The organism is Paenibacillus pinihumi DSM 23905 = JCM 16419, assembly GCF_000422505.1.
Taxonomy (GTDB): Bacteria; Bacillota; Bacilli; order Paenibacillales; family Paenibacillaceae; genus Paenibacillus_D; species Paenibacillus_D pinihumi.
Window position 1 is genome coordinate 1083349 of the sequence record NZ_KE383864.1, and the last position, 15930, is coordinate 1099278.

Here is a 15930-nt window from a genome sequence, read left to right on the forward strand (position 1 = left end):
TCCCGTCGAACCTGTCAACCCACTTGCACCAGTTACCCCTGTCGCACCTGTCGTTCCCGTCGAACCTGTCGAGCCACTTGCTCCGGTTACCCCCGTTGCGCCTGTCGTTCCCGTCGAACCAGTTGCTCCGGTTACCCCCGTCGGGCCTGTCGTTCCCGTCGAACCAGTTGCTCCGGTTACCCCCGTTGCGCCTGTCGTTCCCGTTGAACCAGTTGCTCCGGTCAACCCACTTGCTCCGGTTACCCCTGTCGCGCCTGTCGTTCCTGTTGAGCCGGTTGGCGATGCTACCGTATCTATTCGGATAATTGTAGAACCCGGACTTACGTCAACGGACAAAGTATCGGAGATAAATGTGATTTCTCCATCAAAATCTACCGGTGCGTTTCCGGATGTCCCAATTACATTAAATAACGGTGTTCCCCCCTGAAGCCCAGTGGGGCCAGTAGGGCCGGTTATTCCTGTCCCTGTTGCACCTGTTGCTCCAGTTGTTCCCGTCGGTCCTATTGGTCCTCCGGCAGGGCCGGTCGCTCCGGTTGCCCCTGTCGGTCCGGTAAAAGAAGGAGCAGCCAAAATCATTTCCAAATTGGACTGCAGCAGCAATTGTTTTTTCATTAACTGCCCTAACGTTTCCCTTACACTGGAATTTACGGCAAGCAAATCGCTAATCGTCGCCGGCACACTCAGGCCGGGCAGCGTACCAACAGCATATTGAATTTTTTCAGCCTCCGAGTTAATGATATGTCCAATTCCCAACTCTTCTATCGCTATAGAAGCCAACAGAAGGTTAATAGCTTCATCCCTTGACAAGGTAATACTCGGGGTAATATTAGGAATATTCGACTGAGACATAACATCACCCCTTTCTTTCATTTTTCGGCTTCGAACTATACTATTCTATTTTTTCATTTTTGGTATAAACATAAGTTGAGAGAATCAAAAACAAACAAAAATCAGCTTTAATCCCGGAAAAGCATGTCCATTAAAAAGCCTGAATATTATACAGCTCCGGGGAAAATGCTAATTTAACATTTAAATGGCATATGTTACTATAATTTGCATGTGATTGAATGGACATGAAATCCTTAAACACATTCCCTGCAGGCCGATGAAGCTTCATTAATATTGCATCAACTACCCTGTTTAAATAACCGTTAAGGAGGAAATATCATGAATATCTTGCCGCTGTGGCTGCTCTATGCGCTGCTTTCGGCCGTCTCGGCTGCACTTGTAGCCATTTTCGGAAAAATCGGACTGAAGGATATCGATGCCAACTCTGCTACCGCTATCCGGGCGGTCATTATGGCGCTGTTCCTGCTTGGTGTCGTTGCAGTTCAAGGGAAATTCACGCATTTAGGGGAAATTATCGCCCAGCGCAAGGCAATGACCTTTATTGTTCTGAGCGGCGCCGCAGGTGCGCTGTCCTGGCTGTTCTATTTTATGGCACTCAAATACGGCAAGGTGTCCCAGGTCGGCCCTATTGACAAGTTAAGCGTTGTTATAGCGGTTGTTCTGGCTGTGCTGTTTCTTGGTGAAAAAGTATCCTGGATCAATGCGGCGGGCGTAGCGCTCATTGCCGTCGGAGCTTTGCTTGTAGCGGTCAAATAACATCCTGCGGAACTTTCCTTCCTCCCTGCTTTTTTGTACATGCCATCCATTTGTAGTATCATTAAACAAACCCGCACCTGATTTTCGATTGGCGTTTTTATATATCCTCACATCCAAGGAGGCACACCACCATGCAGGAAAAAGAGAAATACAGCTTGAACAGCAAGGCGGTCGCAGAAGCAACCGAAGTCTGGCTTACCAAACGGGGGGTTACAAAGGAAGCAATCGCAGAGCTGGTCTATTTTCTGCAAAAGGACTATTTCCCGCAATTAACGCAAGAAGAGTGTATTGTGAATGTGGAGGCCGTATTAAGCAAACGGGAGGTCCAGAATGCGGTTCTGACAGGCATTCAGCTTGATATACTGGCAGAGGAGGGCAAGCTGTTGCCTCCATTGCAAGCCATGATTCAGCATGATGAGGGGCTTTACGGATGTGACGAAATATTGGCCCTGTCCATTGTGAATGTGTACGGAAGCATCGGTTTTACCAACTTCGGTTATGTAGATAAACTCAAGCCAGGCATTCTGGTGAAGCTGAACAGCAAAACAGACGGAGAAATTCACACGTTCCTCGACGATATTGTCGGTGCTATTGCCGCTTCTGCTGCAAGCCGTATCGCTCACCGAAAACAGGCCGAGCGTGAAGCAACAGGCGACGTACCGTTAAGCTAAGGGCTTGTGTCTGATATCCATTATCTGCCTGACTTATCATCCTTGAACAACAACTCCAAGCTCAAGGTCCGGCACCATTGCTGCCGGGCCTTTTTGTAATTTCGTCCACTATCCCCATTCATAGAGCCGAAACACAAGGTCTGCATGTTCAGAGGAATATCAGGGAAAAATGCTCGTATATATACCTGAATTTTGTTACAGATTGGAAGCAGCTGTGCCAGGGTAATTATAGAAAAAAACAAAGTAAGGGGGACCGGTTATGAGTAAGCAAGGGAAAACACTCCGGCTGCTTAATTGTCTGATCCACCGCTTTAATGATGACGAGGTTCCCGCATTGGGCGCACAATTAACCTATTATTTGATCCTCTCTTTCTTCCCCTTCCTCATTTTTGTCATCAGCATGATCGGATATGTATCCTTCTCTGCAGAGGATCTCATGGCGGATTTTTTTACGGTCATACCGGATGAAGCAGAGAAAATCGTCGAGGGCATTATTATTGAGGTCACGTCCTCCAATTCCGGAACGCTGGTGTCATTCGGAATGCTGGCTACAATCTGGGCAGCGTCCAATGGAATTAATGCGGTAATCAAAGGGCTGAACAAAGCCTATGACGAGGAAGAAAACCGTCCCTTCTGGAAAGTAAGGGGCATCTCGATACTGGCCACGCTTGTTCTGGCTATCGTAATTCTCGTTGCAATGCTGATGCTGATTTTCGGCAAATCGATTGGCCAGTATTTATTTGTGGCAGCCGCTTTTCCAACGGATTTCGAACAGATATGGGGAATCGTCAAATACGTAATCCCGCTCTCCATTATGCTGTGCGTATTTATGCTGCTCTACCGAATCGCCCCGAACCGCAAACTGACATTCAAGGAGGTGCTGCCCGGTTCGTTATTTACGACGCTCGGCTGGATCATCACCTCGCTTCTGTTCTCTTTTTACGTCAACCAGTTTGGCTCTTATACAAAAACCTACGGCAGTCTCGGCGGCGTCATCGTACTCCTGATCTGGCTGTACATCAGCTCCATCATTATTTTAATGGGGGGCGAAATCAATGCGGCGCTGGCATTTGAACGTGAAGGCAAGCAGAAGGGGGAATGCAAAACGTTTGGCTCGGAATTTTTCACCTTTTTAAGGAAATGGAGAAAGACTTGATGTGCGAAGCTCTCCCTTCCCGTACGAAAAAACGCCACGCAAATAACCCCCTGGCATTCAGTGCCCTGTCTTTCTGACAGATGGCCCTGAATACCGAGGGGGATTTTTTCATGCCGACTCATTTTCTTACGCTTTGCGACGGATTGTTCTGCGCCGGCTGCTTTACATTCTTGTCCAGCACTTCTTCAGCAAACTCCTCGGAAGCCTCGTAATGATTGCCTTTTGTATCTTTTTGCTGTGCCATTGGTTCATACCCTCCTTTACAATAGAATTTGCCACCTTCAGCAACCTAGCATCAGTAGCTTTCCAGATCCAGATGCATGGATTCAATATGGGCTTTTGTCTGCTCTGTGCCTACCTCATATAGAAGCTTGTAGACTCTGCCGAGCAGATGGTCATAACCCAGGTTAATACGCTCTGTGGAAAAGCTCCCAAAGGGTCTGGTGAAATGCAGGACCTGTGCCTCATCCCAGCTCGAAAGCTCCTCAAACAGCTCCTGAAGCCGGTTAAGCTCCTCTTCATTAGCCAGGATCTCCAATTCATAGGCAGCAGCAGTCGGGTCCTCCAGAATTTGGCCGGCGCCTACTGCGACATAATACGGCTTGCGCTCGTAAAACGCCTCCTCCGAAGATGTATCCATCGGCTCGCCTGCCTCCTTTTCATTATTTTTGCCTGCCTCTGTAGCATCCCAGAGGGACAGACATTTTATGCCTGAGTGCCGCATATACCTTTGAGACCTTGGTTTAATGCTCAAGCGCAAACGGGCGCAACCTTTCTCTGGAAGCGGGTTGCGCCCGGTGCAGACATGTAAGAATAGCCCCCCATTCAAATGTGATGCATTCTTATATTCAAAAAAGGCAGAGAGGAATGAGAGGCATGTGCGGAATTACCGGATGGATAGACTGGACAAAAAATCTGATTCAGGAAAGTGAAAGCCTGGAGCGAATGACCGATACGCTTGCTCCCCGCGGACCTGATGCCTCAGGAACATGGATCACGACCCATTGCGCACTTGGACACCGGCGGCTGAGCGTCATGGACCCTGCTGGCGGCGCCCAGCCGATGGTACGGGATTCTGGTGATGATACGTATGTCATTGTGTATAACGGGGAATTGTATAACGCCCCCGAGCTGAAAAAAGAGCTGGAGCAAAGAGGGCGACGCTTCACAACAACCTGCGATACCGAAGTGCTGCTCCTCGCTTATATAGAATGGGGGATGGCCTGTCTCGACCGGTTTAACGGGATCTTCGCTTTTGCGATCTGGAACAGCAAGGAGGAGAATCTTTTTCTGGCCCGCGACCGCGTAGGGGTGAAGCCCCTTTTCATCAGCCAGATCGGCGGGCTTTTCCTGTTTGGCTCCGAGCCGAAAGCCATCCTCGCGCATCCTGCGGTGCCTTCAGATGTCGGGCCGGAAGGTCTGGCAGAAGTATTCATGAACGGACCGGCGCGGACACCCGGACAGGGCGTATACCGCCATTTATCCGAGCTGCTTCCCGGACAGTGCATGCTGGTTGACCGCTCAGGGGCCAAAACCCGCACCTACTGGAAGCTGGAGAGCAAGCCGCATACCGACAATATTGAACAAACAGCCGAGCATGTCCGCTGGCTGCTCAAGGACACTGTCCACAGGCAATTGGCCTCAGATGTCCCCGTCTGTACGCTATTGTCCGGCGGACTGGATTCCAGCGCCCTGACTGCCATTGCAGCAGCCCATTACAGAGGCAGCGGCTCGGGAGAAATTGATACGTATTCCGTTGATTATGCGGATAATGACAAACATTTCAAAGCCCATGCCTTCCAGCCCAATTCAGACGCCCCTTTCATTCAGGTGATGTCCGATTATCTTGGAAGCAGGCACACTTATATCCAATTTGATACGCCAGAGCTGACGGAAGCCTTGGATGCGGCTGTTGCAGCCCGGGATTTGCCGGGGATGGCTGATGTCGATGGCTCGCTTTATTTGTTTTGCCGGGAAATTAAAAAAGGAGCGACCGTTGCTATCTCCGGAGAGGCCGCGGATGAAATATTTGGCGGCTACCCTTGGTTTCACCGGGAGGAAGCCCTAAGCGCCAATACCTTTCCATGGGCGTTATCATCAGCAATGCGCTCCGAGCTGCTGTCCCCGGATGTCGCCGCCTGGATCAAGCCGCTGGATTATGTAAAAGACCGCTATGCCGATGCCGTCGCCGAAGTCCCGTATCTGGATTATGAGACGCCGGAGCAACAGCGGATGCGCAGGATGTCTTACCTGAACATTACACGGTTCATGCCAACGCTGCTCGATCGCAAGGACCGGATGAGCATGGCTGTCGGACTTGAGGTGCGTGTGCCTTTTTGCGATCATCGGCTCGTCGAGTATGTATTTAATATCCCATGGGAAATCAAAACATCCGGGGACCGGGAAAAGGGGATTCTGAGGAAAGCGCTACGCGGGATTCTGCCTGATGAAATCCTGTACCGCAAAAAAAGCCCCTATCCCAAAACCCATAATCCCAACTATTTGACAGCTGTCCAAAAGAGGCTGACCGCCATTCTTGATGATCCTTCCTCTCCGCTGCTGCCGCTTATTCATGTCAAGAAAATCCGCGAGCTTATCCAGTCTACCGACGCTTCCTCCAATATTCCGTGGTTCGGCCAGCTCATGTCCGGCCCGCAATTATTTGCCTATCTCATTCAGGTCAACCATTGGCTGAAAACCTATAAAGTGTCGATCAAATAAAAAGGAGCTGTGCCCCGATCCTTAACGATCAGGGGCCAGCTCCTTAATCAATTTGGCCAAAGCTTGTCCGCGATGGCTGATGGTCTGCTTCTCATCCGTATTCAACTGTCCCATGGTCCGGCCGAAGGACGGCACCCAAAACAGCGGGTCGTAGCCGAAGCCGCCTTCGCCGAGCGTACGGTCAATAATATAGCCTTCCGCTGTGCCGTCTGTATGGTACACACTTCCCTTGGACGGGTCATAGACAACGAGGCTGCATACGAAACGGGCGCTGCTGAGCGCGGTAAGGTCCGTAGGCAGAATCAGTTCTGCATCGAACTTCATTTCTTCCCCGGCCCGCTTGTCCCCCAACTCCTTGAGCAATTTTGCGTTGTTGGCTGCATCCCCGGCTCCTTCACCTGCATATCTGGCGGAGTATACCCCAGGTTCGCCGTTCAGCGCATCCACGCAAAGGCCGGAGTCGTCTGCCAGCACAGGCACGCCCAGCCGGTCGCCCACAGCCTTGGCCTTGATCAGCGCATTATCAAAAAACGTCTCTCCATCCTCTACAATGTCCGGCAGGTTATCAAAATCATACATGCTCTTGACTTCCATTCCGAGCTTGGCAAAGGCATGGGCGAATTCTTTGACCTTGCCCTTGTTCTGGGTCGCCACAATGATTGTGCTTCCGGTCAGCTTCATGATTCGGCCCCTCCAATTCTCAGGCCTGCCTCCCCGAGAGCTTCCTTCTGCTGCTCAATCAACGCATAGATGCCCGCTTCTGCCGCTTCCAGCATATTGTTAAGCTCCTCACGCGAGAAAGGTGCTTCTTCTCCGGTGCCTTGAACCTCGACAAATTTGCCGGACCCGGTCATCACTACGTTCATATCGACCTTGGCCTTGGAATCCTCTTCGTAATTCAGATCCAGCAGTGTCTTCTCCTGATTGATCCCGACACTGACGGATGCCAGGTAGTCGGTAATCGGGTAGCGGTTGAACTTTACCTGCTTGCTCAGTTTATGTATCGCGAGAGACATCGCTACGAACGCGCCTGTGATCGATGTCGTCCGTGTTCCGCCATCTGCCTGGATCACATCGCAATCCAGCATAATCGTCCGCTCGCCCAGCGCCTGCAAGTCTACAATGGAACGCAGCGCTCTGCCAATCAGCCGCTGAATTTCCATCGTTCTCCCTGTCAGCTTGCCTCTGGCGGATTCACGCTGGTTGCGGGTTTGCGTAGCACGCGGCAGCATGGAATATTCTGCATTGATCCAGCCCTTGCCTTGCCCTTTCATAAAAGGGGGCACACGCTCCTCCACTGTAGCTGTGCACAGTACCTTCGTATCTCCCACTTCAATCCATACAGATCCTTCAGCATGCTTGTTCGGATTTATTGTCATTTTTACAGGTCTTAATTGGTTGGTTTGCCTTCCATCCGTTCTCATTTCGTTGCCTCCTGAATTTGAACTATCCCCCATTTTACCAAATAAGAGCTGTAAAAGCATCCCCGCCCATGGAACCCGGGCAGTCCGGCAGTCCACAGCGATTAAAGAAGCCGCAGCCCGTATGCTTCGGCTGCGGCTTCCAGTTATTTAATATCGGGAGCTGCGGGAATTGTCCATTGCTCCAGACTGCACGTTTGCCATCTAGGATTTGATTGCATTCACATATACAGGGCGGTCAACCGGCTCGCTGTAGCTGCGGTTGTCGGTATCCTTCACGTTGCCGCTGCCGTTTAGCTGGATCTGCACTTTGTTTGCGCCGGTGTTCTCTGTCAGGGATAAAATGACCGACTGGATCATCTCCGAAGGCATTGGCTGGCCATCCTTATAGCTCTGATCACGCAAATCGACCGTTATCACATCTTTCTTGATCTCGATGCTGCCAACCTCCAGATCCTGCGTCATGACACTGGTCAAATGGCTGGACGAGCCGGGACCTGAAATCAGCTCCTTCATTGCTGCCGCGGCAATGTCATCGCTGCGCTCAATCAGTCGGGTTACCGGTACATAATATTGGGTATCGGCCGGAGTGAGCGACGAGAAATAGAGTGTAACCGGTGTGGAACGGGCAAGGTCAACACCTTCTGCACGCTCCAGATTAATTCCGATATCCCTGGTCAGCGCATGGGTGAGCGGGAACCCGTCCACAGGCATCTCGGACAATTTCTCTCCCTCCTGCCACAGCTCGACCTGCTTCACATCCGGAAAGCTGGTAAGCGTCCATGTAACCGCCTCGACAATACGACGCTCATCCGGAACATTATAATCTGTAAAGTGCTCATTCAAATCTACGACCGCAAGCTCCTGATCCTTGACAATGTCCACTTTCTTTATCACAGTCCCTTTGGATAGAACCGGCTTGAAGCCTTCAGGCAGCTGACCCGCGTATGGGCCTTCGGCAACCATTGCCTCCAACGCGACCTGTTCCGGCTTCTTGTCTCCATTCAACGGGACGGACAGCGTTACAGGAGCAATATACCCGTTGCCATCCTTCAAATAGACGGTGAGCTGACTCCCCTCACCCTGCTGCAAAGCCTGCCCTTCCTCAATAGCTTTGCTGTTCTCCTGCAATCCGGCAGGCGGCGGATCAATCTCTGTACTGGCCTGTTTGGAGAACAAACCGCATCCCCCTGTAATCAGCAATGAGGCCGCAATAAGACCTGCGGGTACTGCCTTTAACATCCAGCGTTGACGTTTCATAATTATACGTTCCTCCCCGGTTGCAAGAACAGGCGATTCGTATGGACTTGGCCCAGGGCCGCCCCGGCATGCACGATAGCTGTACTTGCTTGATACTATTATGTATGCTGACCCTGTCCAATTTTAGACCAGTTTTGTCCTATCCGGGGGAAAATCTGAATGAGGCTTAGATGAGCCTGTTATGAGGATGAAAATTGCAAATTATCTTCTATATATAATGCCTGATTCGTTTCGTTCACTGAAGATTCGCCCTGCCGCTTCCAGGTAAAACAGATGGGCCAGCGTCTCGGACATGGCAAACCGCAGCTGATGGATGCTGCTCTGCGTTCGTTTTCCGAACATGCGCGCGCACAGCGTATAGGCTTGCTGCGGCTGTTCCAGCCAGCTCTCCAGCTCCGCCAGCCTGCTAGTATGGTGGCTGTTCAGCTCCATGATTCGCTCCGCAAAGCGGGAAAACGGATTGCGGTGGCCTGGAAAAGCCATCTCGACCTCGCAGCGGCTCAACCGCTTGAGACTGTTCAGAAAAGACTGCAGCGGATTGCGGTCCGGATCGCCGGGAATGACACTGACATTAGGGGTAATGTCCGGCAGCACCTGGTCTCCGCAGATGATATGGCGCAGCTCGCGGTTATAGAAGCAGAGATGCCCGCTGGCATGCCCTGGCGTGTGGATGATCTCCCAGTCCCGCCCGCCAAGGCGAATTGTACCTTCAAGCGGCAAATAACCAACCTCCGGCTGCGGGGATACCTGGCTGACGAAGCTTTCCAGATGCGTCCCGACCTGTTCCAAAAGTTCCTCAGGCATACCGTGCGCGGCAAAAAGTTCTGACCACTCCTGCCCCATGGTTCTCTCTTCGCCCCACATTCGGACTGCATAGCTGTGAGAAAGCCCGGACATAAGAACAGGAGCGCCGCTGCGCTCCTGAAACCAGCCGGCCAGACCGTAGTGGTCAGGGTGCTGGTGGGTGAGCACAATTCTTCTGATATCTTCAGGGAAGATGCCATGTTTTCTGCCATCCATCTCCCAGACCGATTCGGCTTCAGTGGTATGAAGCCCCGGATCGATCAGGGTATATCCGCCCGTTTCCTCTGGAATGAGATAGCTATTGACCCAACGCAGGGAGAAGGGCAACGGAACTTTGACTTGAATCCAACCTTCCGGCCATTCTGTGGTCTTGGCTGTATGTTCGTCTTCTTTGTTCATTGCCTTACCTTTCCGGCCATAATGAGCCGCTTGGATTTCAGCTCATCATAGGCTGACCCGTCATAGTCACCGCATACGTCTGTCAGTTCAAGACCGGCACCGGACAGCGCCGATTCAAACCAGGCAATCGGGTAAAGGCGCACCTGTTCACAGTAGCGGCGTACCTCGTCCTCAAACTGCAGCTCGATGTGTTTTTTTACCCAATGCTCGTCGGCTTCTCTCGTCTCAATAATGGTGCAGCCTGCCTCCTCGTCTTCCCGGACCGATTGAGGAACCAGATGACTTCTTATGTAGCTCGGGTTCAAATAGTCAATGACAAATCGTCCGTCCGGGCGCAACACCCGCCGCAGCTCCCGGAGCACCTGCAAATTATCCTTTTCCTCATTAAAATAACCGAAGGAGGTAAACAAATTTACAGTGACATCAAACTCCGCTTCACCAAAGGGAAGCTGTCTCATATCGCCATGTAAAAATCTGACCCTCGACTGCGCATCCTTGCGGCGGGCTTCTTCAAGCAGTTGGAGGGACAGGTCAACACCTGTCACATGAAAGCCCAAATCAGCCAATGCCAGGGCGTGTCTTCCCATTCCACAGCCGACATCCAGCAGGTCTGCCTGCCGGGGAAGCTTCATCCAACCGGCCAGCTTGTTCACTTCTTCGTGGGCGTGCTCCCAGTCGCGATGCTTATAAATGAGCATATAATCCGCTCCAAAGCTTCGTTCATACCATTCTGCCATGAAGATTCCCCCTGTCTGTCCTATTTTTTTGCCTACTATAAAGCATATCAAAAAAAAGGGCATCCTCCAATAACAACCCTGCTCAGCTTGTTTGGCGGGCTGAAATTAACTATTGGGAATAAGCGGAAGGAAAGCGCAGCATACTAACAGAACCATTCGCACCGGAGGATACCAATTATGATTAACAGAATATTGACGATGTTTGCGGAAGCAAAGGATTTAATTACGAAGCGTCTCAGGAATGACGACACCTATATTGAGATTGCCTATATCGATTCCCTGTGTGATGAAAGTAAAATATCCGAAGCTATTTTTGTCCCTTTTTCGCGTAATCAAAAACCCTTTCAGGAAATCGTGGAATTCAGCTCTGAGTTCAAGCCGGTCCATGAAATGACCGAGTGGACCAGTTCCTTGCTGCGGGGCTATGTCCTGGTTCATATTAATGGAAAATATTATTCCTATGACGCCTCCCGGAACATCCGGATTGAGACACAGACAACCCAGGTGGAAAGCTCGATTCAGGGGCCCCAACTTGCCCTCACAGAGGATTTGAAGGATGGCCTCAACCTGATCCGCAACCGCTATCCGGAGCCTAGTCTTGCTGTAGAAGAACGCACACTCGGCACCGTCTCCAAGACGAGAATTGCTATTTTGTTCGATAACCGCAAGGTGAATTCCAAGGTACTGAAAAATGTACAAAAGAAGCTGCTGGAAATTAATTCAGACATGCTGCATTCCGCAGGCGAGGTTGTCAGGGAACTTGTCGGCAACCGCAAGCAGTTGTTCCCTACCACGCTGATCTCGGAGAGGCCCGACAGGATCAGCAACAGCATCGCCCAGGGCAAGATCGTCATTCTTATGCACGGCAGTATGTTTGGCATTATATTGCCGGTAACCTTCTTTGATCTGATGAACTCGATGGACGACCAGTACGAGGGATTCTGGATGAGCCGGACACTGCTGATTATGCGCTATTTCTCCGTGCTGCTCACCGTGACGCTTCCGGCGATGTACATTTCTATTGTTTCCTATAACCCGGAGCTTTTCCGCGTACAACTTGCCTTCTCCATTGCGGGCAGCCGCTCCGCCGTTCCGTACCCTTCCTTTATCGAGGTGCTGGTCATGCTGTTCATGATCGAGATGCTCGTCGAAGCCAGCGTACGCCTGCCGCGGTATATCGGCTCTACCGGAACAACGGTAGGCGGTCTGATCCTTGGCCAGGCTGCTCAACAGGCGGGTCTTGTGAGCAGCATCATGATTATCGTCACCTCGGTAGTGGCGATTACCAACTTTGTCATCCCGAACAATGCTATGGCATTTGCGATTCGTTTTTTAAAGTATCCGCTCATTCTTTTGGCGGTCTTCTACGGCATTACCGGAGTCTGTATCGGCATGTTCATTTATTTTGTCTATTTGTCGAGCATAAGAAGCTTCGGAGTGCCTTACTTTAGATTACACGGCAAACTGACCCGCAGTGCAGAGGGTGATCTGGGGCAGGTGAGCTCAACATGAACCGTTACTACTATTACAGCTTCCTGTATGTGCTGCTCATTAACATTATGATGTTTGTGCCCAATATTCTCATTCAGAACCGCTTTACAGGGGGAGTCTCCTCCATGCTGCTGGCTATACCGTTCGGCACGATGCTCGTCCTGGTTTTTTCATCCTCCATGACCAAATTCCCGGGCAAGGCCGTTCCAGAAATTCTGTATGAGCGTTACCCGAGATGGTTCGTGACCCCGGTCATGTGGGTGCTTGCCTCTATCTACTTATTGGGTTCCATTATTGTGCTGGTTGCCTTCTCGGTTGTCATCAACCGGTTCTACAACCCGGACACGAGCTCCACGATCGTTCTGTATCTGCTGATTGCAGCCTGCATCTATTGCGCGACCCGAACGACACTGTCTCTGCTCTTCATCCTGGAGATGTTAATCATCATTAATGCGCCGCTGGTAGTATTCGTGCTCGGCAAAGCGCTGTTCACCTCCGATTTGGACTGGGATGCCATGCATACGGTAGCAAATTATGTCACGGTCAAGCCCAATTTAGATTCATTCGCCGCCGCCACCTACATATTTTCCGGTTATCTGAACCTGTCGATACTAAACCGGGCTCTGCCGCCCAACTTCCGCTTGAAGCACCGCTGGATTATTCCTCTGGTCGGCACACTCGCCATGTTTACCTCCGTATTCATCCCGATCGGGTTTCACGGGACGGAGGGTGTAGATGAATATTTGTTCATCTGGAGCATTACGGCAGACTCAATGAAGATGGAGTTCGGATTTATTGAGCGCGTCCTGTTCTTGTATCTGATCCTGTATTTGAATCTGACGCTGCTGTTTACGACCTTTGGCTGGCATAAAGCGATGGAATTTCTGAAGAGTACCTCCAAATCGTACAAGCCTGAGCTGGATGCAGACAAAACTCCCATCTTGAATTGGGTGATATGCGGCAGTTTCGGCCTGCTGACTATCATTTACAGCATCGTCGTGGATGAAAAGCAAAATTACAACATTGCGGGGAAATGGCTTGTCATCCGTTTTTTTACGGAAGTTATCTCTGCAATATGGATTTTCTGGCTGGCCTACCGTGTCCGGTCAAAATCAAAGTCCAAATCCAAGATTAATGTAAAGGAGCAGACTGAATCCAAATGAGGCGTCTGATCTCTCTTGTTCTCTTCACTTTGATGTTCGGTATTATACTCGGGGGCTGCGGGTTCAAGGATATCGACAAACGTTTCTTTGTCGTGGCGGCAGGCATTGACGAGAGCGGTAACCCGAACAAGCCTTTCCGGGTTACGCTGCGGCTTGCCGTCACTTCTCCGAAAATTGAACCTGGAGCCGGCAAATCCCAGATTGAAACGATTGAAGCCAAGACAATTGCAGAAGGCGTGCGCGAGCTGAAGGCTTATGTGGATAAAGAACTGGATTTTGGTCATTGCAAAATCTTTATGCTTGGAGAAAAGCTCGCCCGCACCGAAATGACTCAGGCCTTGAACTGGATGACCCGCCGAAGGGATATTCAGATGATCGCCAATGTATCGATCGGCAAGCCAAGTGCGGAGGCTATCCTGCAAATCCAGCCTAAAACCGAGCGTTACCCGGGCAACACTCTTTTCCTCAGCTTCGGCAAGGAGGGTACAGATTCATCCTACACCTTATCCGAATATGTATTCGGACTGCGCAAACGGCTCACTGAAAAAGGCATCGATCCGGTTCTGCCGATTATCGTATCCGAGCGGGACACGTACCGGATTAGCCAGGTGGGGCTTTTCAATAAAAAAAAGCTGGTCACCACCCTGAAACCGGAGGAGACGCAGCTGTATAATCAGATTACAAAAACCTATCTCAAATCCAGTCTCGGCGGCAATGTTGAAGACGACCCGTATGTACTGACCGTAGGGAAAATCCGTTCCAACTACAACATCAAAAACGGGCCACAAGGGAAACCGGTTGTACAAATGATTATTCGAATCAACGGTTTGCTGGAGGAAGCGCCCAAGATGGTATTTGAAAAGGACTGGACCCCTATCGAACAGGAACTTGGCAGACAGTACAGCAAAGCAGTGGTTCAACTGCTCAAGAAGTTCCAGCGTTATGGTGTCGATCCCGTAGGCTTCGGCATACGCTACCGGGCAACCCACTACAGCGGCGGGGACAAGACCTGGCAGGACTGGCAGCGCATGTATCCAAACATTGATTTCGATGTCCAGACCCATGTCACCATCGAAGGGACAGGCTTAATCAAATAAGACCAGGACGGCAACTGCCGTCTTGGTCGCGTTTTGCTTATCTTATGAGGCGGGAAGTATGCCGCAGTTCTGCAATACTGCCTGCGCCAATACCGAACATAGCTGCCCGCAGCTCGAAGGCGATTCGCCGGAACTGGTCATGCAGCGCTTCCTCCCAGCTTCCATCCGCTTCCGCTCTTGCTGCTGCGCCGGGCAGCAGCACTCTCCCGAATCCGGCCAGATGGGCGCCAAGCGCAAGCGCCTTCGCCGCATCGACGCCGTGCGTTAATCCGCCGCTTGCAATGACGAATGCATCCGGGGCCTTGGCGCGGATATCTTCAATGCAATCCGCAGTTGAAATTCCCCAGTCCGCGAATGCTTCCGCTGCCAGACGCTTCATCGGGTCAGAGCTGCGGTATTTCTCTACCTGACTCCAGGAAGTTCCCCCCGCTCCGGCAGCATCAATAAAAGCCACGCCAGCCGATGCCAGCGCTTGCGCCGTATCTCCGTCAATTCCCCAGCCAACCTCCTTGATCCCTACGGGCACATCAAGGGAGCGGCAGACCTGCTCTATTTTACGGAGCAATCCGCCGAAGTCGGTGTCCCCTTCTGCCTGAAATACCTCCTGCATGCTGTTCAGATGCAGTACGAGCCCGTCAGCCTCAGCCAGCTCCACAGCAGCCCGGCACTCCTCGATGCCGTATCCGTAATTCAGCTGCACAGCCCCCAGATTGGCAATAACCGGGACATCCGGTGCATAGGACCTGATCTTAAATGTTGGGGCGAGCGCCTCATTTTCGATTGCTGCGCGCATCGATCCGAGTCCAATTGCCCATCCGTGCTCCTGAGCCGCTTCAGCAAGCCTCCGGTTAATTTCTCCCGCTTCTTCTGTTCCTCCTGTCATTGAACTGACCAGAAGCGGTGCTCCCAGCTTCTTCCCCAGAAATTCCGATTCGAGTGAAATGTTGTCGAGAGCCAGCTCCGGCAAGGCGCAATGGCGAAACCGGAGCTTGTCCAGCCCTGTACGGATACCTTCGGCCTGAACCTGCTCCTCCAGGCATATCCGGATGTGCTCCCCTTTACGTTTTGCTGTCACTTCCGATTGTTCTGTATGTATGTTTTTTGGATTCGCTGCCAAAAGTCATTCTCTCCTTCCGCCACCCCTCAGGCTTTTCGCTGCTGCCGCGCCGCATGGACTTTTGGGAAGGGGCCTTAAGTCCGGCTATTCGTTACAACTTATGTTAGCTTTGACCTGAGATGCTGCTATATGCTTACCGTTCATCATACCCTAGTGCCTGCCACCGTAGCAAGCTGAGGATAGGACTTACGAACCTTGTGTAACAACCTGCTTCGCAAATCATGAATTCAACCCGCAACCAAATGAGGCAAAACAACCGCTCTTTTATAGACTCCTGCATCGGAGAGC

General features: G+C 51.3%; 16 protein-coding genes. 7 read left to right on the forward strand and 9 right to left on the reverse strand.

The features are described from left to right. On the reverse strand, positions 1–849 hold an 849-nt coding region (locus H583_RS0119160; protein ID WP_028561884.1), incomplete at its 3' end, for an alpha-helical endospore appendage domain-containing protein. A gap of 327 nt (positions 850–1176) precedes the next feature. Between H583_RS0119160 and H583_RS0119165 the strand changes: the two genes are divergently transcribed. The 3 genes from H583_RS0119165 to H583_RS33510 all read left to right on the forward strand — a co-directional run bounded on the left by H583_RS0119165 (position 1177) and on the right by H583_RS33510 (position 3432). Continuing rightward, on the forward strand, positions 1177–1605 hold the full coding sequence (locus H583_RS0119165; RefSeq protein WP_028561885.1) for an EamA family transporter: 429 nt from the start codon (positions 1177–1179) through the stop codon (positions 1603–1605). Positions 1606–1736: 131 nt separating this feature from the next. Then, positions 1737–2276 carry a phosphatidylglycerophosphatase A family protein gene (locus tag H583_RS0119170; RefSeq protein WP_028561886.1) on the forward strand — a complete coding sequence of 180 codons (540 nt, stop codon included), beginning with the start codon at positions 1737–1739 and terminating at the stop codon, positions 2274–2276. Between the two features lie 259 nt (positions 2277–2535). Then, the gene (locus tag H583_RS33510; protein ID WP_051236644.1) at positions 2536–3432 is read left to right on the forward strand and encodes a YihY/virulence factor BrkB family protein; all 897 of its coding nucleotides are present in this window, start codon (positions 2536–2538) and stop codon (positions 3430–3432) included. Between the two features lie 118 nt (positions 3433–3550). Here the strand turns inward: H583_RS33510 and H583_RS37890 are convergent, their stop codons facing one another. After that, on the reverse strand, positions 3551–3676 hold the full coding sequence (locus tag H583_RS37890; RefSeq protein WP_281170132.1) for a hypothetical protein: 126 nt from the start codon (positions 3674–3676) through the stop codon (positions 3551–3553). Positions 3677–3727: 51 nt separating this feature from the next. Next, positions 3728–4072, reverse strand: coding sequence for a hypothetical protein (locus H583_RS0119185; protein WP_028561887.1), 345 nt, complete (start codon positions 4070–4072; stop codon positions 3728–3730). A gap of 236 nt (positions 4073–4308) precedes the next feature. On the opposite strand from H583_RS0119185, the gene asnB reads away from it, so the two are divergent. Then, the gene (asnB, locus tag H583_RS0119190) at positions 4309–6153 is read left to right on the forward strand and encodes an asparagine synthase (glutamine-hydrolyzing) (protein WP_028561888.1); all 1845 of its coding nucleotides are present in this window, start codon (positions 4309–4311) and stop codon (positions 6151–6153) included. A gap of 21 nt (positions 6154–6174) precedes the next feature. On the opposite strand, the gene rdgB is transcribed toward asnB, so the two are convergent. From rdgB to H583_RS0119215, 5 genes are all read right to left on the reverse strand, one after another. Beyond that, positions 6175–6834: an RdgB/HAM1 family non-canonical purine NTP pyrophosphatase gene (rdgB, locus tag H583_RS0119195; RefSeq protein WP_028561889.1), complete on the reverse strand. Its 660-nt coding sequence runs from the start codon at positions 6832–6834 to the stop codon at positions 6175–6177. Continuing rightward, complete coding sequence (rph, locus tag H583_RS0119200; protein ID WP_028561890.1) at positions 6831–7577, reverse strand: ribonuclease PH; 747 nt, start codon at positions 7575–7577, stop codon at positions 6831–6833. Before rph ends, rdgB begins: the two co-directional genes overlap by 4 nt. A 201-nt stretch (positions 7578–7778) precedes the next feature. After that, the gene (locus H583_RS0119205) at positions 7779–8834 is read right to left on the reverse strand and encodes a GerMN domain-containing protein (RefSeq protein WP_028561891.1); all 1056 of its coding nucleotides are present in this window, start codon (positions 8832–8834) and stop codon (positions 7779–7781) included. Positions 8835–9035: 201 nt separating this feature from the next. Beyond that, positions 9036–10037 carry an MBL fold metallo-hydrolase gene (locus tag H583_RS0119210; RefSeq protein WP_028561892.1) on the reverse strand — a complete coding sequence of 334 codons (1002 nt, stop codon included), beginning with the start codon at positions 10035–10037 and terminating at the stop codon, positions 9036–9038. Next, positions 10034–10774: a class I SAM-dependent methyltransferase gene (locus tag H583_RS0119215; protein WP_028561893.1), complete on the reverse strand. Its 741-nt coding sequence runs from the start codon at positions 10772–10774 to the stop codon at positions 10034–10036. The genes H583_RS0119210 and H583_RS0119215 overlap by 4 nt, the downstream gene beginning before the upstream one ends. Before the next feature lie 177 nt (positions 10775–10951). Here H583_RS0119215 and H583_RS0119220 point away from each other — a divergent pair, with 177 nt between their 5' ends. From H583_RS0119220 to H583_RS0119230, 3 genes are read left to right on the forward strand one after another with little or no spacing between them, the layout of a single operon-like run. Next, positions 10952–12286, forward strand: a complete 1335-nt coding sequence (locus H583_RS0119220) for a spore germination protein (RefSeq protein WP_028561894.1) — start codon at positions 10952–10954, stop codon at positions 12284–12286. Next, positions 12283–13428, forward strand: a complete 1146-nt coding sequence (locus tag H583_RS33515) for a hypothetical protein (RefSeq protein WP_051236646.1) — start codon at positions 12283–12285, stop codon at positions 13426–13428. The genes H583_RS0119220 and H583_RS33515 overlap by 4 nt, the downstream gene beginning before the upstream one ends. Beyond that, positions 13425–14525 (forward strand): Ger(x)C family spore germination protein, encoded by a 1101-nt coding sequence (locus tag H583_RS0119230; RefSeq protein WP_028561895.1) that lies wholly within the window; start codon positions 13425–13427, stop codon positions 14523–14525. Before H583_RS33515 ends, H583_RS0119230 begins: the two co-directional genes overlap by 4 nt. A 37-nt stretch (positions 14526–14562) precedes the next feature. Here H583_RS0119230 and fni read toward each other — a convergent pair whose 3' ends face one another. Continuing rightward, positions 14563–15642, reverse strand: coding sequence for a type 2 isopentenyl-diphosphate Delta-isomerase (gene fni / locus H583_RS0119235; protein ID WP_245585940.1), 1080 nt, complete (start codon positions 15640–15642; stop codon positions 14563–14565). Between the last annotated feature and the right edge of the window lie 288 nt (positions 15643–15930).